This is a genomic window from Bradyrhizobium sp. Kon69 (assembly GCF_055807515.1).
The window spans coordinates 167,316-189,732 of record NZ_JBVVOS010000011.1; the positions used below are offsets into that span (position 1 = coordinate 167,316).

19 protein-coding genes and 2 tRNA genes are annotated in these 22,417 nt (G+C 60.6%); 5 read left to right on the top strand and 16 right to left on the bottom strand.

All coding sequences use genetic code 11. From position 1 onward, the window contains the following. The first annotated feature begins 347 nt into the window (after positions 1-347). The gene (locus tag AC0L3U_RS17000; protein WP_473362485.1) at positions 348-2,573 is read left to right on the top strand and encodes a CHAT domain-containing protein; all 2,226 of its coding nucleotides are present in this window, start codon (positions 348-350) and stop codon (positions 2,571-2,573) included. A 276-nt stretch (positions 2,574-2,849) separates the two neighbouring features. Beyond that, positions 2,850-3,098, top strand: coding sequence for a hypothetical protein (locus AC0L3U_RS17005; protein WP_473362486.1), 249 nt, complete (start codon positions 2,850-2,852; stop codon positions 3,096-3,098). A 121-nt stretch (positions 3,099-3,219) separates the two neighbouring features. Here AC0L3U_RS17005 and AC0L3U_RS17010 read toward each other — a convergent pair whose 3' ends face one another. From AC0L3U_RS17010 to AC0L3U_RS17040, 7 genes are all read right to left on the bottom strand, one after another. Beyond that, positions 3,220-4,710, bottom strand: a complete 1,491-nt coding sequence (locus AC0L3U_RS17010; protein ID WP_473362487.1) for a hypothetical protein — start codon at positions 4,708-4,710, stop codon at positions 3,220-3,222. After that, entirely contained in the window at positions 4,707-5,393 is a 687-nt protein-coding gene (locus AC0L3U_RS17015; RefSeq protein ID WP_473362488.1) for a hypothetical protein, read from the bottom strand. Before AC0L3U_RS17015 ends, AC0L3U_RS17010 begins: the two co-directional genes overlap by 4 nt. After that, positions 5,390-7,084 carry a restriction endonuclease subunit S gene (locus AC0L3U_RS17020; protein WP_473362489.1) on the bottom strand — a complete coding sequence of 565 codons (1,695 nt, stop codon included), beginning with the start codon at positions 7,082-7,084 and terminating at the stop codon, positions 5,390-5,392. The genes AC0L3U_RS17015 and AC0L3U_RS17020 overlap by 4 nt, the downstream gene beginning before the upstream one ends. Then, positions 7,081-8,538, bottom strand: a complete 1,458-nt coding sequence (locus AC0L3U_RS17025; RefSeq protein WP_473362490.1) for a type I restriction-modification system subunit M — start codon at positions 8,536-8,538, stop codon at positions 7,081-7,083. The genes AC0L3U_RS17020 and AC0L3U_RS17025 overlap by 4 nt, the downstream gene beginning before the upstream one ends. After that, entirely contained in the window at positions 8,538-9,104 is a 567-nt protein-coding gene (locus AC0L3U_RS17030; protein ID WP_473362491.1) for an 8-oxoguanine DNA glycosylase OGG fold protein, read from the bottom strand. The genes AC0L3U_RS17025 and AC0L3U_RS17030 overlap by 1 nt, the downstream gene beginning before the upstream one ends. Before the next feature lie 3 nt (positions 9,105-9,107). After that, positions 9,108-11,546, bottom strand: a complete 2,439-nt coding sequence (gene hsdR / locus AC0L3U_RS17035; protein ID WP_473362492.1) for an EcoAI/FtnUII family type I restriction enzme subunit R — start codon at positions 11,544-11,546, stop codon at positions 9,108-9,110. A gap of 404 nt (positions 11,547-11,950) precedes the next feature. After that, positions 11,951-12,036: transfer RNA gene (locus tag AC0L3U_RS17040), tRNA-Tyr, on the bottom strand. Positions 12,037-12,242: 206 nt separating this feature from the next. Between AC0L3U_RS17040 and rlmB the strand changes: the two genes are divergently transcribed. Continuing rightward, positions 12,243-13,073, top strand: coding sequence for a 23S rRNA (guanosine(2251)-2'-O)-methyltransferase RlmB (gene rlmB / locus AC0L3U_RS17045; protein ID WP_473287618.1), 831 nt, complete (start codon positions 12,243-12,245; stop codon positions 13,071-13,073). A gap of 61 nt (positions 13,074-13,134) precedes the next feature. Here rlmB and AC0L3U_RS17050 read toward each other — a convergent pair whose 3' ends face one another. After that, positions 13,135-13,668 carry a hypothetical protein gene (locus AC0L3U_RS17050; protein ID WP_247819142.1) on the bottom strand — a complete coding sequence of 178 codons (534 nt, stop codon included), beginning with the start codon at positions 13,666-13,668 and terminating at the stop codon, positions 13,135-13,137. A 39-nt stretch (positions 13,669-13,707) separates the two neighbouring features. After that, a complete protein-coding gene (locus AC0L3U_RS17055; protein ID WP_473362493.1) occupies positions 13,708-14,193 on the bottom strand; it encodes a hypothetical protein in 486 nt (161 codons plus the stop codon). Positions 14,194-14,476: 283 nt separating this feature from the next. Here AC0L3U_RS17055 and AC0L3U_RS17060 point away from each other — a divergent pair, with 283 nt between their 5' ends. Continuing rightward, the gene (locus AC0L3U_RS17060; RefSeq protein ID WP_473362494.1) at positions 14,477-14,986 is read left to right on the top strand and encodes a hypothetical protein; all 510 of its coding nucleotides are present in this window, start codon (positions 14,477-14,479) and stop codon (positions 14,984-14,986) included. A 165-nt stretch (positions 14,987-15,151) separates the two neighbouring features. Then, positions 15,152-15,226: transfer RNA gene (locus tag AC0L3U_RS17065), tRNA-Thr, on the top strand. A gap of 79 nt (positions 15,227-15,305) precedes the next feature. Here AC0L3U_RS17065 and AC0L3U_RS17070 read toward each other — a convergent pair. The 7 genes from AC0L3U_RS17070 to AC0L3U_RS17100 all read right to left on the bottom strand — a co-directional run bounded on the left by AC0L3U_RS17070 (position 15,306) and on the right by AC0L3U_RS17100 (position 22,325). Then, positions 15,306-15,533: a DUF6894 family protein gene (locus AC0L3U_RS17070; RefSeq protein ID WP_027518659.1), complete on the bottom strand. Its 228-nt coding sequence runs from the start codon at positions 15,531-15,533 to the stop codon at positions 15,306-15,308. 3 nt (positions 15,534-15,536) lie between these two features. Further along, complete coding sequence (locus AC0L3U_RS17075) at positions 15,537-16,268, bottom strand: Crp/Fnr family transcriptional regulator (RefSeq protein WP_473362495.1); 732 nt, start codon at positions 16,266-16,268, stop codon at positions 15,537-15,539. A gap of 177 nt (positions 16,269-16,445) precedes the next feature. Beyond that, positions 16,446-16,859: a GFA family protein gene (locus AC0L3U_RS17080; RefSeq protein WP_473362496.1), complete on the bottom strand. Its 414-nt coding sequence runs from the start codon at positions 16,857-16,859 to the stop codon at positions 16,446-16,448. 75 nt (positions 16,860-16,934) lie between these two features. Next, positions 16,935-18,773 carry an outer membrane protein assembly factor BamB family protein gene (locus AC0L3U_RS17085; RefSeq protein WP_473362497.1) on the bottom strand — a complete coding sequence of 613 codons (1,839 nt, stop codon included), beginning with the start codon at positions 18,771-18,773 and terminating at the stop codon, positions 16,935-16,937. Between the two features lie 102 nt (positions 18,774-18,875). Next, the gene (locus AC0L3U_RS17090; RefSeq protein WP_473362498.1) at positions 18,876-19,589 is read right to left on the bottom strand and encodes a class I SAM-dependent methyltransferase; all 714 of its coding nucleotides are present in this window, start codon (positions 19,587-19,589) and stop codon (positions 18,876-18,878) included. Between the two features lie 70 nt (positions 19,590-19,659). Then, positions 19,660-20,379 (bottom strand): class I SAM-dependent methyltransferase, encoded by a 720-nt coding sequence (locus AC0L3U_RS17095; RefSeq protein ID WP_473362499.1) that lies wholly within the window; start codon positions 20,377-20,379, stop codon positions 19,660-19,662. Positions 20,380-20,627: 248 nt separating this feature from the next. After that, positions 20,628-22,325: a methyl-accepting chemotaxis protein gene (locus AC0L3U_RS17100; RefSeq protein ID WP_473362500.1), complete on the bottom strand. Its 1,698-nt coding sequence runs from the start codon at positions 22,323-22,325 to the stop codon at positions 20,628-20,630. Between the last annotated feature and the right edge of the window lie 92 nt (positions 22,326-22,417).

Below are 22,417 nucleotides of genomic sequence, written 5' to 3' on the forward strand. Positions count from 1 at the left end.
GAGGTCGATTTACACCATCCCGTCCAATCGACGGGATGGCAAGGGCATCGAGCACAGGGCTTAGAAACCTGAAACAGCGTACCCCAGTATTCAACAAACCATTTGCCTCGGTTGCAACTCGCGGCCGCGAAGTCGAGCACCTGCCTGGGCTGGAGATACCTTGCGACTTTCCCACTCAGCCGAGCCTCAGTCGGATTATGGTCCTTTTCGAAGGCACGCAGATAGCAGATACAAGACGAGTAGAGGAGATATTGTAGATGAACATAGCGGGCTGCTATTTCTACTGCCAGGGCACCCAAGTTGGGACCTAGGGCGCGCAATTGGCTTTAGTCCGGATAGGAGGCAGTTTGGATCTAGACCAACGCATATTCTACATCGTCATCGTGCCAGATGGTCTGCCCGAGCAGGCTTCAATCATGCAGGGCTTTGCACCGAGCCTTATGCGCAACGCCCGCCTTGTCCGGGCCGCAAGTTACTTGCCGTCGACTGTCTATGATCTGACCAAAGATGGGCAGGACACGCTGATTGCGCGGCGAGTGGCGGGACAGGCCCCCGTAAACTGGTTCGGCCAGACGCCGCGCGCCATTAGGTCGATGCCGATGCCACCCATTGCGCCCTTCACCATTATTTTCCTCGGACCAGGGCAAGACCCCCGCGAATATGACGAATGGATTGCGACCTGCCCTGTGGGGCCCACCATCGTCGCGCAGAAGGGAGGTCACCTCACCTACGAGGAACTGAACCCCGAGGCGCTTCGGAAGAGGTTCCTTGCGGCGATCGACAAGCTTCCTGCAGAGGTCGAGGCCGACTCAATCGCCGAGGCGAAGCAGTTCCTGGAAAACTGGGTCGAGGTGCCTGATCGCGACATCGGCTATCGCGTCGGCGGGCATAACTCCATCACTCCTAATCTTATGGTTATGGCAAGCGTGGGGTACCGCAACGTCGTCGATCACGAGTTTAATGACATTGAGCGAGGCAATGCGCCCTATATCGAACAGATCGTGAAGACGTCACGCAGCGTGCTCGACCTTCGCACTGACGATGGTCAGCGGGACATGCATCGCATCTTCCGCCCGACGCTTGATCTCAATCTCTACGCGCCTGCTATTTATCCGCAGTTCTTCGATTTACCGGTACCGCCTGATGCCGCCGCCGACGAAAGGAGGCGCTTCTCCCTGGTGCGAGAGGCGATGCAAAGGCAAACCGGATACAATTACTTCAACGCAAGTGAGAGCGCGAAACGTGCACTTAATAACCTCAATCTAAAGACGGGGGAGGCGATGGACGGGCGTCCGCCACACCCTCACTTCCTGATTGGCATGAGGCGCGATGAACTCGCTATCGGCACCGACGCCGTGGCGGCTCTGGCGACATCCGAGTTTGCTCCGGTAATACGCCTCCCGAACGACGTCAACCGCACGGGAGGCCTCGTGCGGACATTCGCGCAGCAGTACCGCGCCGCAGGCACAACACCTAGGAAGCGTCTCCTCGCGTTCCGGCAGGTGCAAGAGCGGATGAAAACTGCCGTCCCCACCGAGTTTATCGAGTTCATCCAGGGCGCGAAGGTTGGTGTGCGCGTTATCGCGGATGCGCATGTCGAGTGGCTTAACATTGACGGGCTGCCCCTTTGCATCCGCAAAGACACCGCAAGGCTGCCTGTTACGCCGGGAAATCTCTTTATCGATAAGGTTGGCATGAAAACGCCAATTCTCTTGACGCCCAAAGGACTGCAGCATGTCCTTGTCATCAGCGCTCTTAAGAGGGATGACCCGATCGCCGGAATGTTCGACATCGCTTTCGATGCCTTCAGCGAACACTGGAAGGAGAACCTCAAAGTCGACTACGTCGACGTTTCGAACGCCGACGAATTGGTGGCAGCGATCAACGCGTTCGAGGGCCAGGTGCTGGTGTTCGATGGACACGGCGCCCATAGGGAAAAGGAGGCGGCAGCGCTCTACCTGCAGGATGAGCCGATAAACGTCTGGACTCTGCGCGATCGGATTACGCGGATGCCGCCGATCGTACTGCTCAGCGCATGCGATACACATGCCGCCGATCGCAATCATGCGACCGTTGCCAATGGCTTCCTGGCACTGGGCGCCCGCGCGGTGCTGGCCTCAGTATTTCCTCTCTTCGCGCCGACCGCAGCTAGTTTCATTGCTCGGCTCCTCAACCGACTCTCAGTCTTTGTTGAGGTCGCCATTAACATAAGGCAGCGTGCACTGACCTGGCTCGAAATTGTGTCTGGTATGATCCGGATGCAACTCCTTAGCGATTTCAACCGCGCTCTTGAACGCGCAAAACTGATCAGCAGCGAAGTCTATCTGGACATCGGCTCGCGCGGTAACGCGGCAATCAATGGCGAGCACGAAGACCCCTTTGCCGCGATCCTCCAGATGTACGAAGAGAGTGGAGTTCCGAGGGTCGACCTCGATCGCGTGTTCGAACTGACCATCGCAAGTTCCAGCGTCATAAGCTATTTACACTTGGGACGGCCGGAGACAATCCTCGTTGACCTGCCGGAGCGGATCGAAGAGCAGTTCAAGCAAATGGCAGAGCAGGATGTGAGGTAAGGCGCCTCAATACAGGGCCAATTCCGTTAAGGGTCAACGGCGGACGACCGAAACTGAGTCGGCAACCGTCTGATCTCGCCTTGAAAGCGGACCTTGGCTCCGCGCTCAGCCGGGGCGGCTTCGGCTCATGAACACCCAAGTCGAAGTGACTATAATTCGTCTCTCTCGGGCGGATAGCACACCACCCCCCTCGGGCGTCCCCTTGAACCCGATTGAGGGCGCTCGCGCTGTGGCCAGCCCAGTGAGCTACGGCAAACAGTATCTGGTTGACGAGCAATGATCCGAGCTTTTCGTGCCGGCATGTCCGGCTGTGTCGAGACCAACAACACGCTGCGTCGGTTGACGGCGGACGGCGCGTCTGCGGTCGCTAGTTCGTCCGAGACAGCGGCGAAGCGAGGACCGCTGACCTTCAGCCCAACCTTCAACATCACGGGTGGCGACCCGCGCGAGGTCGCTGGGCAAGTGCGGAGCGAGATGCGGCCGGCCGAACTCGAGTCCGAGCAGCGCGGCTATCCCAGCGCCTGAGGTTGGCGGCGATCCAGCCCAATTCGGTGCGTCATCGACGCCGCCGTCATTCTAAGCCAGCAGTAACGCCATGTCAGCGTTCGCGTCGCACCAATCTGGCCGATACGCGGAAGAGGAATGCTCATTCCGTCACCTCAACACCACGAACCAACATGAGAAGCCTTTGAAACTCGGCATTGTCGCTGGCGCCTTTCCAGAAATTGATGAAGCGGCAGACGATTTGAATGTTTTCGACTTCGTAGTGTCGACTACTGTCGATCCGGTCTGCCGAGGGCAACAGGTTCGGGTCCGCATCCGGTCCATGAGCATGCAATGTTAGTCCGGTCAGGTTGCATCTACCCTGTTGGAGTTCCAGTCGCAATCTAATGAGCTTGTCCAATTCTGAAGAGTCCATAAGCAATTGCTTATCCTTCACAACCCGTTCGACAATCTGTCCATTCGAGTTGCGCACCGTATTTAGTATGGAGGTACGCATTTCAATGATGGATCGCTCCCAGCCGCCGACGATCCTTCCGTCACCACTTCGACCTGCCGTCTTCCCGATCGAGCCTTCTGATTCCTGCTTCAGAAGGGTCGAGAAGACCCAGCAAAAGGTGTGTGCATCGATAAGGCGGACATTCTTCAGGCCGGCGGTTTGCTCAATGAGCGGGCGCAATGCAGCCAGGGTATCGTTGTATGTTGAATAGTTATCCCAGCCGCACTGGAGGATAGTCGAAAAATAGATGCCGAGGGCCTGGAACGCGCGGTCGAATCTGGTCGGATGGATCGGCATAAAGCGACCCATATCTTTGAGAAAGAAGAAATAGGCCAACAAAGGGTATTTGCGACCAGTCAGATCTCTCAACCGGTCAAACGTTGCGCCCTCGTCAGCGCCACCTCGATAGAGACCAAAGAACAGACCTTCGAGTTCGCGGCGGAGCTTCGGCTTCGATCGCGCTTCCAACAACTCGCGATGGTCGCGATTGGCATGCCCATAGATGTTTTGCCAGAACACGAGATTATTCGTTAGATTGCGGGTGCTGTCCTGAATCTCGATAGCCTCGATCACGCGTTCCAAGATCAAGCCCGAACCGATATTGCCTTCAGTCCATTCGCCTGCTCGAAGCAAACTGATTGCATGATCGCGGAGACGCGGCTTGTAGTTTTCCCAAGCGGCAACGAGGCCCTCGTGAAATCCGTTGAACGGGTGACCGGACCTTGCCGTAACAAGGCTCTGAAAGCGCGCGAAAGCTTCACGGAAGGCGGACGGATCAATAGACGCGGCCATAATCGGCCGAGGAACGCTCTCAGGACCGGCGTACCAGTCGAGAAAACTGTCCAAAGCGCCGGAACTATCAACTTCGACACGTAATGTGGTTGGCGATCGAAGCGGTAGAAGCGGCCCGTTGATGTTGGAGTTTCCGTTCGAGGGAGTATCCATGAGTCGGATGCCGTCGAGAGCCGGTGGCGCCGGTGGCTGAAACCAGATGCGTGTCTCAGCGGCCTCGCGGTGGATCGCCAAGACCTTGCCGGTTGGAGTCGTGAAGCCGATCACATAGTCGGTGGGCGGCTTGACGGGCTCGCCGAGCCGCGCCCTCAGAGCTGCTTCGGCATCTGCAATTGCGAGAGTCATTGTCCCTCTATCCCCATGAGGCGCAAGGCGTCTCTGGTAAAATCCGCCAAATTCTTAGATTGATCGGCGAGCTGTTTGATCTTGAGGCCCTCCAAGTCCCACTGATCCACTTGCGCCTTCTGTCGTCGATATCGGTGAAAACGTCCGCCGATGAACGCCAGCATTCCCGCCCACCGCAATTGCGTGGCTTCGGGATATGCCGCCGCGATGTCCTCGCTGCGGTCCCGCCCCACCGCCACCAAGCGGATGCGAAGCGTGTTGCTGCGGTGAAAACCCATCCGGTAGATATCAGCCGCCGCAGCTTCGATCTGGTTGGGCGGCAGGCAGCCGATCGCTGCCAATACGCGATGGACGTTCTGTCGATCAGGCTGTGTCCACGGCCCATTCAAGGTGCAAGGCTGATTTGTCTTCACTTCTGCAATGACGATGTCGATCAGATTGTCGGAGAGCGCGAGCTGCTGTACGTCGTCCGCCATGATGTCGCTCGGATCATCGAACAGCCGTTCGGCACGAAATGGAAATCGAACCGCCAACAGGTCGGCATCCGTCCGCTGGGACCCGCGCCTCTCTGGATGAACGACAAAGTTCTCGATCTGCAAGAAACCATTCAAGCGGAAATACCAGTAGGCCACTTTTTCGGGGTCGAGGCGTTCGACTGCCTTAATATCTGATCCGCCGCTCATTCCGCCGCCTCCAGTTCGCGCGCGTCGGCTGGCGTCAGCGCCTCGGCCAGGAGTGCATCGAGCAGGCGACGGCGGACGTCAGCAACGGCGACAAGGCCCGCCTCCAGGTGGTCGCACAGCGCCATCAGCGCTTGGACCTTAGTGACAATTCGGTGCTGTTCGGCGAGAGGTGGAAGCGGGATCAACATTTCACGCAACATCCCCAAACCAAGAAAGGGCTGCGCACCGCCCTTGGTCAACTCATCAAAAGCAATGTCGCGGTAGTGTAATAGGAATAACAGGATGAACTTGCCGTTCATAACCTGAGGGATATTTGCGATCGCGACATTCTTGAAGCTAAACTCATAATCGACGTCCACGATGGCTGGCGTTCCACAACCAGCGCCGATGTTCACGATCAAAATATCACCCCTTTTAACTCGGGTCTTTGCAAAAAGATCGCGATGATTTTTTTCATCGACATACAAACAATTCTCAAAATTTATCTTGCTCGGTCGGATATCTTTCGCTGTGATATAGGGATACCCCTCACTTACAGGCGAAGGGGTATTATGAAAGCCGTCAGTGACATTTAAGAACACGTCATCCGCTCTCGACCACACCCAACCAGCACTTAAGTCAAAAGGAACGTTCTTGCGATCAATCGGCGGAAGTGGCTTTTGCCGTTTGAGCTTCTTCTCACTTAGCAGTCGCGTCTTCTCATTCGCGATCCGATTCAAGAGTTCCGTTGCTGGCTCGTCTCTCGGGTCCTGCGGCACTAACTTACCACGCACGGCGAGGTTGAGGATGGCTTGCCGGAACTGCTTGATCTGATCTGGGCGCTTAGTGAGGGCGGGCAGCGCATCTAGCACGAAGCGAGCGTCGGTCAGGAAGCTTTCGAGATTGGGCCGGTTGAGGCGTGCGAGGCTTGCCGACGCCAACCGGTCGCGGACCGCCTCGCGGCTTGTCCGAGCCTCTGACAGCCGGTCGCACAACTCCATCAACTCATCGACCTGGGCGACGACGCGATGCTGTTCGGCGAGCGGTGGAAGAGGAAACGGGAGGACTGCGAAATCTGCGTCGTTGATAGCCGGATAGGCTTGCCCGCGTTGATTTTCCTCAACGCACTCCACCATGAACGGACTGCGGAGCACGATCCACAGATAACGCGGTAGCACCAGACCGTGCCCGTTGAGGACCGCGAAAGCAGTGCTCACGATGGGCTGCGGATTAAAGTCCATTTCAATGACCGCGACGTTTAACAAGTATGGGCGGACGCACGAATAAATAACGTCGCCCTTCTTCGTGACCTTGCGTGCACGGCTTGGGGCATCGCTCGCCTCCAACACTTTTGGGTCGGCAACGACACCAGCCTCCTTGTCGATCGCGGTCACATCGATGTAAGTGAATGTCGTTTGCGGGATTTGCTGCCCGCGATCGCTGGTAACTTCGCGGATGCGTGTCCAACGCCAATTCGGCGGCACGCCGAACGGTGGTAGATTCACCTCGGGGAGCGCCTTACGCCTCCTTGTATCACGAGCTTTTTCGTTCGCAATTCGCTTCAGTAATTCCGATGCGGGTTCATCGTTTAGATCCTGCGGCACGAGCTTGCCGCGTACGGCCAGATCGAGAATGAACCGGCGCAGGCGTGCAATCGCGTCTGGAGCGTCGGCGATCTCGTGATAGTGCGCCATTAGACGTTCTGCGTTCATCGCGAAAGCGCCTCGGCGAGAATTGCTTTCAATTGGTCCCGCAGATGAGCCGTCCGAGCTTCGGCGGCTGCAAGGTCGGCCAGCAGTGTTTCCGGATCGCCGTGATCGCCCACCACAGCGTGCGGGTTCTTGATGTCGAGGTTAAAGCTGCGCGCCCTGACTTCTTCAGCGGTGACGCGCCAAGCCACCGGCGTCTCCTTTCGACCTTTCCGCTCGTTGCCACCCCACCACTCGGCGCAATCTTGGAAATTCTCCAATCGGATCGGCTTCGTCATAGAATAGGCTTTCTGGCCTTCTGGCAGACGGTGCTCGTAGAACCAGATGTCCTTAGTCGGGGTACCCTTCTCGAAGAACAGCAAGTTGGTGCCGATCGATGCATAGGGCTTGAACACCGAATTGGGTAGCCGGACGATAGTATGGAGGTTGCACTCCTCCATCAAATGTTCCTTAAGACGCGTTTTGATACCCTCGCCGAACAGAGTGCCATCGGGCAGCACCACGGCGGCTCGCCCGCCTGGCTTCAATAGACGCACGATGAGCGCTAGGAACAAGTCCGCCGTTTCTTTGGTACGAAAGATCGGAAAATTGTTCTCGATACCATCTTCCTCGCGTCCTCCGAAGGGCGGGTTAGTCACCACGATATCGACGCGCTCGTCTTTGGTCCAAGAAATCAGCGGCCGTGCCAGCGTATTGTCGTGGCGCACGAAGCTCGGGTCCTCGATGCCATGCAACAGCATGTTCGTGACGCAGAGCATGTGCGGGAGCTGCTTCTTCTCCACCGCGCGCAGGGCGCTTTCCATTCTTTCGCGCTGTTTCGGCGTGCGGACATAGTTCGCATTCTCCATGTGGCGAATAGCGCACGACAGGAAGCCGCCCGTGCCGCAAGCGGGATCGAGAAGGATTTCACCCGGATGCGGATCAATGCGATCGACCATGAAGGCCGTGACCGCGCGGGGCGTGTAGTACTCGCCGGCATTACCAGCAGACTGAAGGTCATTGAGTAGCTGTTCGTAAAACTCGCCGAAGTGACGCCGCTCATCAAGGTTGTTGAAATCGACCTGACTAATCTTATTGACCACCTGCCGGATGAGGTGACCAGATTTCATGTAGTTGTACGCGTCCTCGAACACCTCGCGGACCACGAGGCGGCGGTCTCCGGCCTTACCGGTGGGCTTAAGATCCTTAAGCGCCGGGAATAGCTCGGTATTGATGAAATCAAGCAACCCCTGTCCGGTGATGCCCTCCGGGTCCGCCGCCCAGTTGCGCCACTGGAATCTCTTCGGTAGAGGCGAGCGGTAGTCGTCCTTGGTCAACTCGAGTTCTTGATCCTGATCGTCGATGATCTTGAGAAAGAACAGCCAGGTGAGCTGGCTGATGCGCTGCGCATCGCCGTCGACGCCCACATCTTGGCGCATGATATCTTGGATGGATTTGACGGTGGTGCGAACGATCATCAGTAACCTTGGATTTTCGCGAAGATAGCAGCCTCAACGTCGCAAACCCGAAGTTGAGAGTGATGCGGTGCCAATAGTGCCAAACTGGCTTGGCAATCGTCGAGGAACTCTTGGTAGCCGTCTTGATTTTCTCGGTAACCTAACGCGCCACGTATCACCTCATCAAGAATCACGGCGGCCGCCGGATTCATAAACCGTGCGACTTTCGACGCAAATGATTGCCCGAGGTATCTCAGCTGTTGCAGCCGAGAGACAGCGACGGTCGCCTGCCCGATCTTCAATAGCGCGCTTGATTCTTGGAGCGCGCTCGCAATCTGCTCGGCTGTATTTTGGTCCAGCAGCCGCCCAACGAAACGTTGTCCGCGCCCCCAACGAACCACAGCCTCGATGAACTCCCGAGCGTCAACGACCTGAACTCCGGCCACAATGAGCGCGGCGCCACGTTGTTCGAGCGCAGCCGCACCTGGATATTTCTTGGCATGCCTTTCAAGTAGCCCCGGGATTTCGGCAGGCGACAATGCAAGGCGTACAAACGCAATCTGCTCATTGAGTGCAGCAATAGGCATCAACTAAGCACTTTCCTGATAAATCGCATCCTGCATTTCGTGGACGGCTTTCTCGAAGCCTTCCTTGCCGCCGAACGCCTTTATGAGTTGGACGACGCTCCCCATCGTAGTGAAGGGCGTCACCTTCAGAACATTGGTGTCATCGAGATTAAGCATTCCGTCGTCCCGATACTTTTCTAGCAAAGCATCGAGCACGGATCGAGCTTGCGGACCATACTTTGTGAAGACGTCGCGCTTCTTGACGTTCTCGGCCCGTTCGCGCCGCGTCAGCGGCTTCTTGTCGAACGCGACATGGCAGATCAGGTCGAATGGATCAAGGTTCTTACCGAGTTCGTCGGCCACTGCATCAAGCGCGAGGCCTTCGGATTCCAGCTCTTCGATAATCGCCTGCTTGCGTTCGGCCGATCTCCAGCGTTTCAGGAAATCGTCGAGACTGGCGAAGCGCTTCTTCAGTGCCATCTTAGTGAAATCACGCAGAGATTCGGTGACAAGCTTACCGTTCTCGTCGAGATATTCGATGCGTTCGGCAAGGATGCGGGCGCCTACGCCATCTATATAAACCTTTCGTCCACCAACATCGCTAGGGGGCAGCGGCAAGCCGGGTTGATAGACTATCGTTTCGTCCTCGCCCGGGGTCGGCGGGATAGCATCGCTCTCTTGGGGTGCCTCGTCGGGCGGAGCAATCGGATCGCCGTCGTCCGGCTCGTAAATTTGTACCGGATCGCCGTCGAAATCCGGATCGGCGAAATGGCTAGTCGCGCCGCGAAAATCGATCAACGTGAAGAAGAACTTCTTTGTGTCCTCGTGAACACGGGTGCCGCGCCCGACGATTTGCTTGAACTCGGTCATGGAACCGACTGCGCGATCCAGCACGATTAGCCGACAAGTTTGCGCATCAACGCCGGTTGAGAGAAGCCGTGAGGTCGTGACCAGTACGGGAAATTTCGACTCCGGATCAATAAAGTTGCCGAGCTGGTCCTGGCCTTCCTTGTCGCTGCCAGTAATGCGCATAACGTAGCGCTGGTTCGCGGCGACCATATCGGCATTTTCGTTGACGAGCGCCTGCCGCATGCGCGCCGCGTGCTCCTCATCGACACAGAACACGATAGTTTTCTGGAGACGGTCGCCGCTCTCCTTGAGAAACTCGGTGATCTTCTTTGCAATCAAGACCGTGCGATCGTCGAGCACGATGTTCCGGTCGAAATCCTTGGCGTTGTAAATGCGGTCTTCTACTTCGTTTCCGTCTCGGTCGAGTTTGCCGAGTTCCGGCCGATAACCTTCCACGTCGCGGTCGATATGTACCTTGATGACTTTGTAAGGTGCGAGGAAGCCATCGCTGATCCCCTGCTTCAACGAATAAGTATAGACCGGCTCGCCAAAATAATCGGTGTTGGAGACATATTCGGTTTCTTTCGGCGTGGCTGTGAGGCCAATCTGTGTCGCGCCTGAAAAATGCGTGAGGATTTCCCGCCAAGCCGAATCCTCGGCCGCGCTGCCGCGATGGCATTCGTCGATCACGATCAGGTCGAAAAAGCCAGGCGAGAACTCGCGATAGAGCTTCTGGCGCTCCTCCGGCCCCGTAATCGCCTGGTAGAGCCCGAGATAGACCTCGAAGGCTGTGTCAATGCGCCGCTTCTTATCGAGCCCCAGCGTCAGATCAATGGTCGTGCCGTCCTGCCGCTCGATAGTTTTTGCGTTAGTCGATAGTTTCGCCATTACCGCGCCGAACGGGCGGAAATCATTCACCATCGTTTGGTCGATCAGAACGTTTCTGTCGGCGAGGAACAGGATGCGCTTCTTGCGCCCTGCCTTCCAGAGCCGCCAAATGATCTGGAACGCCGTATAGGTCTTGCCGGTGCCGGTCGCCATGACGAGCAGCGCGCGGTCGCGGCCCTTGGCGATCGCCTCGATCGCGGCGTTGATGGCGTTGACCTGATAGTAGCGCGGAACCTTGCCACTACCGTCGTCGAAATAGTCCTGAAGCACAATCCGTTCGGCTTCAGCGTCGAGACCCTTCCAGACACGATAGCGTGCCCACAGATCGGCCGGCGAAGGGAAAGCTGCAAGATCAAGGTTCAGCTCGCGCGGCCTGCTCTCGCCGCTGCGGTCGTGAAACACAAATCCGTCACCGTTCGAGCTGAACACGTAAGGGATATCGAGTGTGGCGGCGTAGTCCAGCGCCTGCTGCATACCGTCGCCGACGCTATGAGAATTGTCCTTGGCCTCGATCAGCGCCAGCGGAATGTTCGGCTTGTAGTAAAGGACATAGTCGGCGCGCTTGGTCTTCCCGCGCGTGACCAGCTTGCCGCGCACGATGATGCGGCCCTTGGTAAAGCCGACCTCCTCGCGGATTTGCAGCATTTCGTCCCACCCAGCTTTGCGTAGCGCAGGCGTGATGAACTTCGTGCAGATATCTCGTTCGCTTAATGAGCGTTTATCCATTGATGGCAAGCTTTGTTGCGGCGCGAAGCGCGACAGGCGAATGCAATGTCAGATGAATGAGTTGCCCCGGATTTAATCTCGCACCCCTCAATGCGCGAAAGTTGAGCATGAAACAACTAGGTGCTGAAGTCCTCCCCGATTGTTCAGCCTAGTCAGTATGGCTGATACAGCGCCCCCCCGTGGCCAGGGAGACAGGGCCAAGCAAAGCGGATCGACACCTCCCTTGGCTAGACTTCGTCACGTTCAGGGCAGCGGGTTCGCTTTTCGCCGAGGATCGCATCTCGGGCGATGCTCTCTCAGCGCAAGATCAGTTGGGGCTTGGAGTGGGGCCTGGAGGAAAGCCTTGAGGGGAGGCGCCCTCAGGCGTCGGCTACAAAATCAAAAATTCTTTAGTTATTACAAGGTGGTGGGGGAGGCAGGACTCGAACCTGCGAAGCCATAAGGCGGCTGATTTACAGTCAGCTCCCTTTGCCACTCGGGACACTCCCCCGCTCGACGGCAGCACAATCGGGCCGGACCTTGCCGGCGACCGAAGACGGCCATGGAACGTGAAGGCCGCGACAGCCCGGATGGGGGCGCGACCGGGCGCGGTTATCGGCGAAGCGATGGGGTAAAGTCAACCGAGGCGATCAGCTAAAATCGCCCCCGACACCACCCAAATTGCCATATTCCGGGACCCGTGACACAAGCGAGCCCATGAAGGATCGAAAATTCAACCCGAGGGGCCCCCGCGGCGGGTCTAAGCCCTTCAACAGGCCCGGAAAATCGGCCGGTCGCCCGCCTCGGCGCGAGCGCGATTCGGACACCGACGGTCCCGTCATCCTCTATGGCTGGCACACCGTCACCATGGCGCTCGCCAACCCCCAGCGGCAGATCCGCAAGCTGACGCTGACCGAGAACGCTGCAAAGCGCCTCGCGGACGAGAACATCGAAACCCGCGTCATACCTGAGATCGTCCGGCCCCAGGAGATCGACCGGCTGCTGTCGCCCGACGCCGTGCACCAGGGCCTGCTCGCCGAGGCCGATCCCCTGCCCTCGCCAGACATCGAGGATTTGGAGCAGGACGGCATCGTGCTGGTGCTCGACCAGATCACCGATCCGCACAATGTCGGCGCGATCCTGCGCTCGGCGGCGGCATTCGCCGTGAAGGCGATCGTCACCACCGCGCGCCACAGCCCGGAAGCGACCGGCGTGCTGGCCAAGGCCGCCTCCGGCGCGCTGGAGCTGGTCCCGATGGTGACGGTGCAAAACCTCGCCCGCGCATTGACCACGCTGAACGAACTCGGCTTCCAGACCGTCGGGCTGGACAGTGAAGGCAGCGCGGATCTCTCCGAGGTCACCCTGCGCGAGCCGCTCGCGCTGGTGCTGGGCGCGGAAGGCAAGGGCCTGCGGCAATTGACGCGCGAGACCTGCAGCGTCGTGGCGCGGCTCGACATGCCCGGCGAGATCAAGAGCCTCAACGTCTCGAATGCCGCCGTGCTCTCGCTCTATGTCGGCGCCAGCCGGCTCGGGCTGATGAAGCGGTAACAAAACAAAACGCCCGTCCGCATCGCGGACGGGCGTCTCGTTGGCTCAAACGATCAAGCGATCAGTAATAGCGACGCAGCACGCGGTGGCCGCCATAGTACGGCGCATGGCGCGGGGCGTAGCCGTAGCGCGGACCATAGCCGTAATGCGTGCGCGGCAGATAGCCGGCGCGCGGGCCGTAGCCGTAGCGATACGGGCGGTAATACGGGCGGCGGTAGGGATAGGCGGCCGGCGCTTCGACCGCGGCGGCGCGATAGCCATAGCCGTGCCCATAGCCATAACCACGGCCGTAGCCGTAATTGGCGGGCGCAACCACCGCGTCCTCACGGTAGGTCGGATACGGCGCGAAGGCACCTGGGCCGGTGTAGGTCGGGCCCTGGTTGACGTGATAATATTGCGTGGTGGGCTCGGCGAGACGCTCATAGGCGCCGTAGCCGTAGCCGTAGCCGGCCCCGTAACCGCCACAACCGGTGTTGCAGCCGGAATAGACCGGCGCGACCGGCTGGCACGGATTGAAGCCGCAGGCCGCGGCGGGCGCGGTGGCGGCGAACATCACGGCAGCCGCCGCGACCAGTCCCGAAATCATCTGACGCATTACTCTCTCCTGTTGGTTTTCGTTTGTTGTTTTCGTTTCTTAACCCGGCGGCCTGCCGGGTATCTCTGCATGCGGCCGCGGCCGAGGACGCCGCGGCTGGTCATTGATCTCAGGCGCGAGGATCACCGGCGGCGGATTGACGGGTACGTCCATCTGCGGCGGCAGCGGCGCCGATTGCGCGCCCCAGCTTTGGTAATAGCCTTCGGCGGGCTTGGGCAATTTGCGGTTCGCGGGCGGCTCGACCTCAAGCCGGCCATAGCCGGGCCGCAGGCCCAGCGTCGGGTAGTAATGGCCGACGTCCGTGGGCTGGCGCTCGGCGACATAGCGCCCGCCATAGATCGTGGGCTGCACCTGGACGTTCTTCCCCAGGCCCCAGGTCCCCTCGATCACGGTATAGGACGCGTCGATGTTGTTGATGATGATGGGCACGCCGGGGCGACCGGGAACGACGATATCGAAGCCGCCGCCGGCAAACGCCGTCGCGGGCAGTCCGATCAGAAAGGCGGCGAGCGCAGATACGCGCATGAGGGGATCCCATTTATCCGGCGACAACCTACCCGATGGCGGCGCAGAGAGGGTTAAGGCCCTCTCACCAATTGCTGGTAAGCCTAATGTGTAAGGATTGCGCGCCGCTCAAATCCTCTAAAGCGAACTAGTGAAGCATTAACGCCGGCGGCCCCTGCAGTCCGGAACCGTGGCGCGTGCTCACTTCCGTTTGACTGTCGCACACGAAAATCCGCCGGTTTCAGCGGAACGTCCGGCGCCTTCGGCGTTTAGCCCCCGTCAACAAAACGGGAGCCAAACAATCATGAACATCAAACTTCTCGGAGCCACGGCGATTGCGGCGACCCTGGTGACAGGCTCTGCCATGGCGCAGGCCGTGATCACCAATCCCGGCCGCTGCGCGGCGCAATTCCCCAACGCCAACTGCCAGAACGTCGGTCCGGGAAATCCGTACACCGATAGCGGCTATCGGCATCGTCGCGTGTCCTATCGCCAGACCACCAACGGCGACTGGAATAACGACTGGAACAGGAGCCGCACCGGCTTCTGGCCGACCGACGTCGCCACCGGCGCGGTCGGAGCAGCCGCTGGCGTGGCCGGCGCGGCCATCGGGACTGCAGGCGCAATCGCAACCGCCCCGTTCCGTGCCCCGAACGACGCCTACGCCTACGACAATGGTTGGGATAATTCGTGGAATAATTCTTGGGACAACCGCGGCTGGGACACCCGCACCTACGCCCAGCGCAACGGCTTCGTCTGCACGCCCGGCACCTGGTTCAAGGGCGAAGACGGCCGCCGGCACATCTGCCAATAAGGCGGTCTGAACCGATGCGACAGATCAGGCGGCCTTCGGGCCGCCTGATTCATGTCTGCATCGGGCATCGCGGGTTCTGGCACTTTCCGGGCAAGTCTGGTATTGCGGCGCGCACGGGCGGAGGGCTCCGGCGTACGCCGGCCCTGCCCCGCTTCTCCAGGCGTCGCCGGCTTAGCTCAGCGGTAGAGCAGCGGTTTTGTAAACCGAAGGTCGGGGGTTCAATCCCCTCAGCCGGCACCACCGATTTAGCCGACACCACGGCCTTATAGATCGGGGCACTCCTCCGTCTGACGACGGCCAGAATCGATTTCCAAGGCAATCACCTCAGAGCTTTCCGAGCGACCGTTACACTCAACTCGAGCAGCGGGTGCTTCTCGTTCCTCACTGTAATAAGGACCTGCGCCCCCTTTGCCGACGCGACGTCTCTGGCAATCGAGGTCGCCATTGCGATCGCCTCTCGTTCGGCGGCTTCGGGGCCGGGCAAATCCACCCCATCCTCGTCGACCGCAGCGAAAAAATCGTCCTTGATATCGAAGTAGAACTTCATGGCTCAGAGCGACGGATTGAGATGAAGGTAAAGCACGTCGAAGTCTGCTATTTCGCGCAGCCTCGCTTCATCAAGGATCGATATTCTTCCCCGCTCCAGGTCCAACACGCGCTGAGCACGCAGCTGCTGAACGACGCGATTCATGTGAACCACACTGGTGCCGACGGCGTCGGCGAGGAGTGCCTGAGAGGCCGGAAAATCGAAGGACAGGCCGTCCGCTCGGCCGATCGCTTTCAATCTGGTGTAAAGCTCAAGCACGAGATGCGCCACGCGGCTTGTGGCTTCGCGTTGACCAACGTTGCAAATCCACTCCCGGAAGATCGCGGCGTCGGTCAGTGTATCGCGCCAAAGCGCTTCGGCCACGTTGGGCCGCTTTCTTATAAGTGAGCGCACCGCTGCATGGGGAATGAAGCCGAGAACGCTGTCGCCAAGCGTGCTGACGTCATGGTCCATCACATGCAGAAAGAGGCCCTGCAGATCGGGAATGTCGCCGGGTTGGTGAAAGGCCATGATTTGGCGGTGGCCATTGCCGACGATCTTCGATCTCAGGATAAAGCCATCAACGACAAGGCAGCACGCCGAAGGTCGATCTCCGAGAGAAACGACCGGCTGACCGCCAGCCATCCGTTTCGCCGTGATCGGCAGATCACGGATAGCGGCCTCGTCCTCTTCATCAATTTCGGTACTGACCCGCAACCGCTTCAAGAAAGGTTCAAAGATTTCCGTGTTATTCATCGTTAGCTCCGGTCGGCAAACGAGTTTTTGTCACGTTCGTTCCAATCCGGACCGCTAGCTATTGTCTCACCCGCAGCAGAGGGACTGCCGCCAATCCAACCTCTCGGCGGAACCACACGGGAGCGGCGCGAATTCATTTCGCCGCGAAGCCTTGGCGCGAAATTTGACGCGCAGCTCTCACTTCGAATGCTTCGGCGCGCTGCTTTGCTGGAAGTGCTCGGCGCCTGATATTTCCACCCAGGCATGTTTCGACTGTTCGAAAACCGAGCGGATGGGCGCCGGGTAGTTCGGAAGCGCGATCGCGCCGACGGCAACGCCGATCATCGCAGGCAGATTGTCCGCCTTCCAATAGACGGTCGAACCGCACGCGGGGCAAAAATAGCTGCGGACCTTGCCGCCGCTTGCGGCTGTCCGGACGTATTCGTTCGACGCCCCCGAGATCGTGACGCCCTCCGCCGGATAGAACGCACCGACCCCGAACGGCGCGCCGGTTCGACGCTGGCAGTCAATGCAGTGGCAGGCGACGACGAGCCTGGAAGGTCCTGGAAGCGACAGCGCCAGAGCGCCGCAACGACATCTCGCGCCGATCATCGAAATTCCTTCGTCCTCAGTTGGCTGACGGGTTCTGTCGCTCGCCTGGGGCGCAGGGCGATCCAGGACGGACCCTCACTCCTTCGCAACCTCGAACGCCAGCAATGCGTTGCCGGCGACGCCGCCCCATTGCCCGTAGCCGGAATTGGTGTAGAGCATGCCGCCGGCGATGATCGGTCCGGGGCCGTCGATCGCGCCGCCGTGAGCAGGGGCGCCGTTCACCGTCGTATAGTCTCGCGCCGTGTCGTACTCCCACAACAGCTTTCCGTCGGCTGTCGCGTACGCGCGCAGGAAGCCGCTGACGCCGCCGGAAAACACGACACCGGGGATCAGGCTCACGGCAGCCGACAGCGCAGGGCTGCATTGGAGGCGATCGCCACAAGCGACAGGAGGTACTTCCATCGCAATTTTTCCACTGGCGAGGTCGAGGCCGAAGAGACCACCGCCTTGGGTGGAATCGAGCCGCCGCGTGCCATCGCGCAGGAACCGCACGTCGGAGTTCGCGACATAGATGCGATCCTGGTCGGCGGCCGAGCCCCACTCGCTGCCGCCGAGCGCACCGCCCTTCCCGATCCGCGTCTGCCACAGAATCTTGCCGCCATCATCAGGATCGAGCGCGTGCACGACGCCGGACTTCTGCGCGATGGCAAGAACGCGCCTGCCATCGCGCAAGGTCACGAGAATCGGCGACTGGCCAAAATCGTGGTCAGGCCCGTGATCTTCAGGACAATTGGTCTTATCCGTGCCAAAGCACGCGACAATGAAGGCGTCGCTCGGGGTCGCCTGCTGCTTCCAGAGCAGCTTACCGGTCGCAAGCTCGAAAGCGAGGACCGCATCGGCAGTTGCGGCCGGCGGATTCGAATAGGAATTGCTGGTCGCGACGTAGACGGCGTTGCGTTTCGGATCAATCGTCGGTGCCGACCACACCGCCGCGCCGGACGGGCCGAACAGTTGCGTGCCTCTTGCATTCTTGCCAGTCGGGTGCGGCACCTCCGGAATCGTGTAGGCCTGCCACACCTGCTTGCCGGTCACAGCCTCGAGCGCGACCACGCTGCCGCGGAAAGTACAGCATTCGTAACTGGCCTGCGAACCGGAGGCCTCCTCGAGCGAGGAGACCGGGACGTAGAGCACGCCGGAATGTAGCGTCGGCGCTCCGGTGATGCGCGCTGCCGGATGCTCCTCGATCTTCGTCTTCCAGATCAGCGCGCCAGTCAGTGCGTTCACCGCATAGGCATTGGCGCGCAAGTCACCGAAGAAGATCGCGAACTGATCGGTGCCGGGAAGCGGCCCGAAGCTGATCGCCGCGCGCACGGCAGCATCAGTCGGCAGCGTCCACAGCGTGCAGCCGCTTCGCGCATCGAGCGCGTGCACCTTGCGGTCAGTGCCGCCGATGAACAGCAGACCGCCCACGATCGTCGGCGGCGCAAACGACACCGAGGCGCCGGGAAAGGCATAAGCCCATTTCAGCCGCAGGCGCGGCACCTCTTCCGCGGTCAGGCCGGCCATGTCGGCCGGCTGGAAGCGGCTGTTGCCAGCGTCGACACCCCACCCATTCCAGCGCGGACCATCGAGTGGTTGCGGAAAGAAGTTGACCTGCTGCGTGCAGCGTCCCTCCGCATCGACTACTTTGTCGCCCACCGCGGCCTTGCCGGTGACGAAGGCAGCAATCGCGCGCCGTTCCGATTCGCTGCGGTCCTTCGCCATCGCCGCCATGCTGCCGGAAGTCAGCGTTCCCAGCACATGGTCGAACGACATCCCCAGCATGGCGCCGCGGCCTGGCACACGGCTCTGGCCATCGCCGCCATCGTGGCATTGCGCGCAGTGGCTTGCGTAGAGCGCAGCGCCGTCCTGCTCCGCCAGCGCGGGCGCGCAGCACCAGACCAGGATGGCGAGGACCACAACACTCGGTCTCATGGCGTGCTCCGGCATCGTCCCCGCAATGCGAGACGGCATCATGCAACCCAAAGTATAGCGCGACGGCAATCACTGACGCAACGGACGTTCCGCTCGCGTCCGTCACATCTCCGGGGCAGTGAGGACACGATCGGGCAGTTCATTCATCGCCCACAGCCCGAGGCTCTTGTCGCGCCAGCCGCCACCGCCCTCTTCGCAACGTTCGTTGATCAGCGCGGGCGGTGCCGGCCAGTCGAACGGCGCCTTCTCCATGTTCAACGCCCGCCAGTCGCCGTCCTCGCAATCGCGATTGTCGTCCCATTCGGGAAATGTCGTGACCAGCAGGAAATGCGCGCCGCTGGCGCGAAAGTTCGCGACGGCGCGGACGATGTTTTGGAAACTCAGATGCACCAGGCAGTCCCGGCACAGAACGACATCCGCGCGCGGCAGCGCATCGCGCGTGATGTCGGCAACGAGAAACCGGCCTGACGATTCGCCGCCAGCCACGCGCTTGCGATTGGCCGCGATCAGCGACGGCACGATGTCGATGCCGGTGTAGTCGAGATCGAGCTTGATGCGGCCGATCCAGCCCGCGTCCCCGCAGGGCGCGTCGAGCAGCGAGTGCGCGCCGAGCCGTTGCAGCAGGAGAGGAAGCGCCTCGCGGACCGCTGCGGTCGCGGGGTCCTCCGAACCGAGGCCCGACACCGAGGTGGCCGCGCCCCACAGGTTGGTCTTTTCGATCCGCTCGAACCGCGCGGCGAGATCGAGGCCCGCGAAATTATCGCGGTCGGCGGCGAAGCGCTCATGGGCGAGCACAGGTGGACGTTTGGCGATCACCGGGCAGACCTAAGACCATGATTCCGTCGTGAACACACTAGCAGGTAGAGCTTCGCGTCCGAAGTCCGTCTCAAGCCGGCTTCTGCCACTCCATGATGTGGAAAAAGGGCACCCGGCGATGACGGGCAATTCTGTCGGGATCACCGCCCGTAGGCTGCGGCTCAACGAACAGGCGCAACTGGAGTCCGTGATCGAGCAGCAGCGTCATGTAGATCGAGAGCGGACGATGCCAGTTCTGGACGCGAATGCCGCGCCATGTCACCCAGGTGGGCCGCTCGTCCATGTAATGATCAATGACGAAGCGCAAGATGCCCTCGCCGTCACGCGTCCAGCCCTCGGGCGGACCGGCGGTGTTGAAGCTGGTCAGGTTGGCGATCAAGAGCGTACCGCCCGGCCGCAGCGCCGCCACCATCCTCGCGATAGATCCAGCGAGATCGGGCATGTCTATCAAACTGAGATAGCTGACGACCAGATCGAACTCCGCGCCGAAATCCATCGTCTCGGCTCGGCCGAGCCGATAGTCGCCCTGCGGGTCCAACTCAATGGCACGCGCGAGCAGCGCTTGGGTTGGATCGACGCCAGTGGTGCGGATACCGGCGCACTGCATGATGCGACAGAAGCGCCCCTCCCCGCAGCCGACGTCGAGCGCATTGCGGAAGCCTCGCCCTTCGATCCGCGCCCGCATCGGCGCGTCCAGCACGAAGCGGCGGCCATAGTCGCCGTCCTCGCCCTGCTCGACGATCCAGGCCATGGCGGATGCGGCCCAGCCGTCACTGACATCGTCGCTCATGGGTCGACCTTCGGCAACACATCTTGGCCGCGCGCGTCGCGGGCGCGGCTACTGATCACAGATTGGATCAGAGTTCAACATGAGGTAGATTGCAGCCCCATGCGCTCCACCACAACCAAAGAGAAGGCCAGGATCGCCGCCGGCGCCGCGGCGGCCGTCGTCATGACGGCCGTGCTGTTCGCATTCGCAATGGGATTTCTGCTGACGCGATGAGTGCAAGCGCGGCGGACGGATGCCGCCGCGCAGACCTACGCGGCGCGCACCGTGTGGAGGAATTTCCCGACTTCGTCCTTCAGCCGGTTGCTATCGGTCGCCAGCATCTTGGCGGTGGAAAGCACCTGCGAGGAGGCCGAGCCGGTCTCGGCTGCACCGCGCTGCACGTCGGCGATGTTGGTGGAGACCTGCTGGGTGCCGTGGGCGGCCTGCTGCACGTTGCGCGAGATCTCCTGGGTCGCAGCGCCCTGCTCCTCGACGGCCGCGGCAATGGTCGACGACACTTCGGAGAGCCGCTCGATCGTCGCGGAGATGTCGCGGATCGCGTTGACGGATTCCTGCGTCGCGGTCTGGATGCCGGAAATCTGCTGGCTGATCTCGCCGGTCGCCTTGGCGGTCTGCTCGGCCAGCGTCTTCACCTCGGAGGCGACGACGGCGAAGCCGCGGCCGGCCTCGCCGGCGCGTGCCGCCTCGATCGTGGCGTTGAGCGCCAGGAGGTTGGTCTGGCCGGCAATGGTGTTGATCAGCTCGACGACGTCGCCGATGCGCGTCGCCGCAACCGAGAGCTCGCTGACGCGCACCGTCGTGGTGCGGGCCTGGGTGACGGCCTCGCCCGCCATCCGTGCCGATTCCTGCACCTGGCGACTGATCTCGTTGACCGAGGAAGACAGCTCCTCCGTGGCGGTCGCAACGGACTGCACGTTGCTGGTGGCTTCACCAGAGGCGATTGCGACGACCGAGGTCAGCTCCTGCGCACGCTGCGCGGTGGTGGCCAGCGTCGAGGACGACGCTTCGAGCTCGGTGGACGCCGAGCCTACTGTCTCGATGATCTCGCCGACCGCGCGCTCAAAGCCGTCGGCAAGGTTGACCATGTCGCGCTTGCGCTGATCGGAGGCCTGCTTCTCCACTTCGACCTGCGAAGCCTTGAGGCGCTCGACCTCGATCCCGTTGGTTTTGAAGATTTCGACCGTCTTCGCCATGTCGCCGATCTCGTCGCGGCGGTCCTTCTCGGGCACCTCGGTCTTGAGATCGTTGCGGGCAAGGCCCTCCATGGCGAGCTTGAGGCGGGCAATCGGCCGGGACATCGCATTGAGGCCGATGAACAGTGCGATCGCGATCCCCAGGATCAGGCCGCCGGCGCTGACGCCGATCACAGTCCAGGTCGCGGATTTGGCGTCGCGGTTGATGGCGTCCTTGCGTTTGGCGACCGCCTCTGCGGTCTCGCCCACGAACTTTGCAATGCGCCCCAGGGCCGCATCCATCACCGGATCGCACTCCTTATGCGCACGTTCGGCTGCCTTGGCGTTCTCTTCCGGGCTGCTTGCGAGCGAGCCTGCCTTCAGCACCGGATCGCAGCCGGCGAACACCGCCTTCAACTGGTCGCCGATGCTCTTGATCTGGCTCGCGCGCGCGGGATCGTCCTGCTCGGCTGCATCGAGGTATTGGCGGATTTCATCGCGGTTCTGGGTCGCGGTCTTGAGACGGTTGGCGTTGCCCGCCTCCGTCGCCTCGGTGAAGACCGCATAGAGCGCTGCATGATAGGTCTCTGCACGGCGCTGGGCCCGCGTCAGGTTGAGCGCTGAGGATTGTGCTGCGGAAAGCTCGGCGAAGCCGTCGACCGTTGCCGAGAGCTCGCGCGTGCCGAAGCCCGCGACGGCGACCATGGCAAAGCCCATCACGGCGACGATCAGCGCGACCTTCCACACGATTTTCAGATTGTTCAAAACGCTCATTGCAGCCGCCCCAGTGATTTTCTGCCGATGCATATTCCCAGCACCGTGCATTGGAACCAGCTGACGTTAAGATTTGATGCCGAATGTCCCGG

What these genes read in the sequence shown, in the direction of transcription:
- AC0L3U_RS17005 (WP_473362486.1), top strand. Translation starts at nt 2,850, where the DNA reads ATGATCCGAGCTTTTCGTGCCGGCATGTCCGGCTGTGTCGAGACCAAC.
- AC0L3U_RS17010 (WP_473362487.1), bottom strand. Translation starts at nt 4,710, where the DNA reads ATGACTCTCGCAATTGCAGATGCCGAAGCAGCTCTGAGGGCGCGGCTC.
- AC0L3U_RS17015 (WP_473362488.1), bottom strand. Translation starts at nt 5,393, where the DNA reads ATGAGCGGCGGATCAGATATTAAGGCAGTCGAACGCCTCGACCCCGAA.
- AC0L3U_RS17020 (WP_473362489.1), bottom strand. Translation starts at nt 7,084, where the DNA reads ATGAACGCAGAACGTCTAATGGCGCACTATCACGAGATCGCCGACGCT.
- AC0L3U_RS17025 (WP_473362490.1), bottom strand. Translation starts at nt 8,538, where the DNA reads ATGATCGTTCGCACCACCGTCAAATCCATCCAAGATATCATGCGCCAA.
- AC0L3U_RS17030 (WP_473362491.1), bottom strand. Translation starts at nt 9,104, where the DNA reads ATGCCTATTGCTGCACTCAATGAGCAGATTGCGTTTGTACGCCTTGCA.
- hsdR (WP_473362492.1), bottom strand. Translation starts at nt 11,546, where the DNA reads ATGGATAAACGCTCATTAAGCGAACGAGATATCTGCACGAAGTTCATC.
- rlmB (WP_473287618.1), top strand. Translation starts at nt 12,243, where the DNA reads ATGAAGGATCGAAAATTCAACCCGAGGGGCCCCCGCGGCGGGTCTAAG.
- AC0L3U_RS17050 (WP_247819142.1), bottom strand. Translation starts at nt 13,668, where the DNA reads ATGCGTCAGATGATTTCGGGACTGGTCGCGGCGGCTGCCGTGATGTTC.
- AC0L3U_RS17055 (WP_473362493.1), bottom strand. Translation starts at nt 14,193, where the DNA reads ATGCGCGTATCTGCGCTCGCCGCCTTTCTGATCGGACTGCCCGCGACG.
- AC0L3U_RS17060 (WP_473362494.1), top strand. Translation starts at nt 14,477, where the DNA reads ATGAACATCAAACTTCTCGGAGCCACGGCGATTGCGGCGACCCTGGTG.
- AC0L3U_RS17070 (WP_027518659.1), bottom strand. Translation starts at nt 15,533, where the DNA reads ATGAAGTTCTACTTCGATATCAAGGACGATTTTTTCGCTGCGGTCGAC.
- AC0L3U_RS17075 (WP_473362495.1), bottom strand. Translation starts at nt 16,268, where the DNA reads ATGAATAACACGGAAATCTTTGAACCTTTCTTGAAGCGGTTGCGGGTC.
- AC0L3U_RS17080 (WP_473362496.1), bottom strand. Translation starts at nt 16,859, where the DNA reads ATGATCGGCGCGAGATGTCGTTGCGGCGCTCTGGCGCTGTCGCTTCCA.
- AC0L3U_RS17085 (WP_473362497.1), bottom strand. Translation starts at nt 18,773, where the DNA reads ATGAGACCGAGTGTTGTGGTCCTCGCCATCCTGGTCTGGTGCTGCGCG.
- AC0L3U_RS17095 (WP_473362499.1), bottom strand. Translation starts at nt 20,379, where the DNA reads ATGAGCGACGATGTCAGTGACGGCTGGGCCGCATCCGCCATGGCCTGG.
- AC0L3U_RS17100 (WP_473362500.1), bottom strand. Translation starts at nt 22,325, where the DNA reads ATGAGCGTTTTGAACAATCTGAAAATCGTGTGGAAGGTCGCGCTGATC.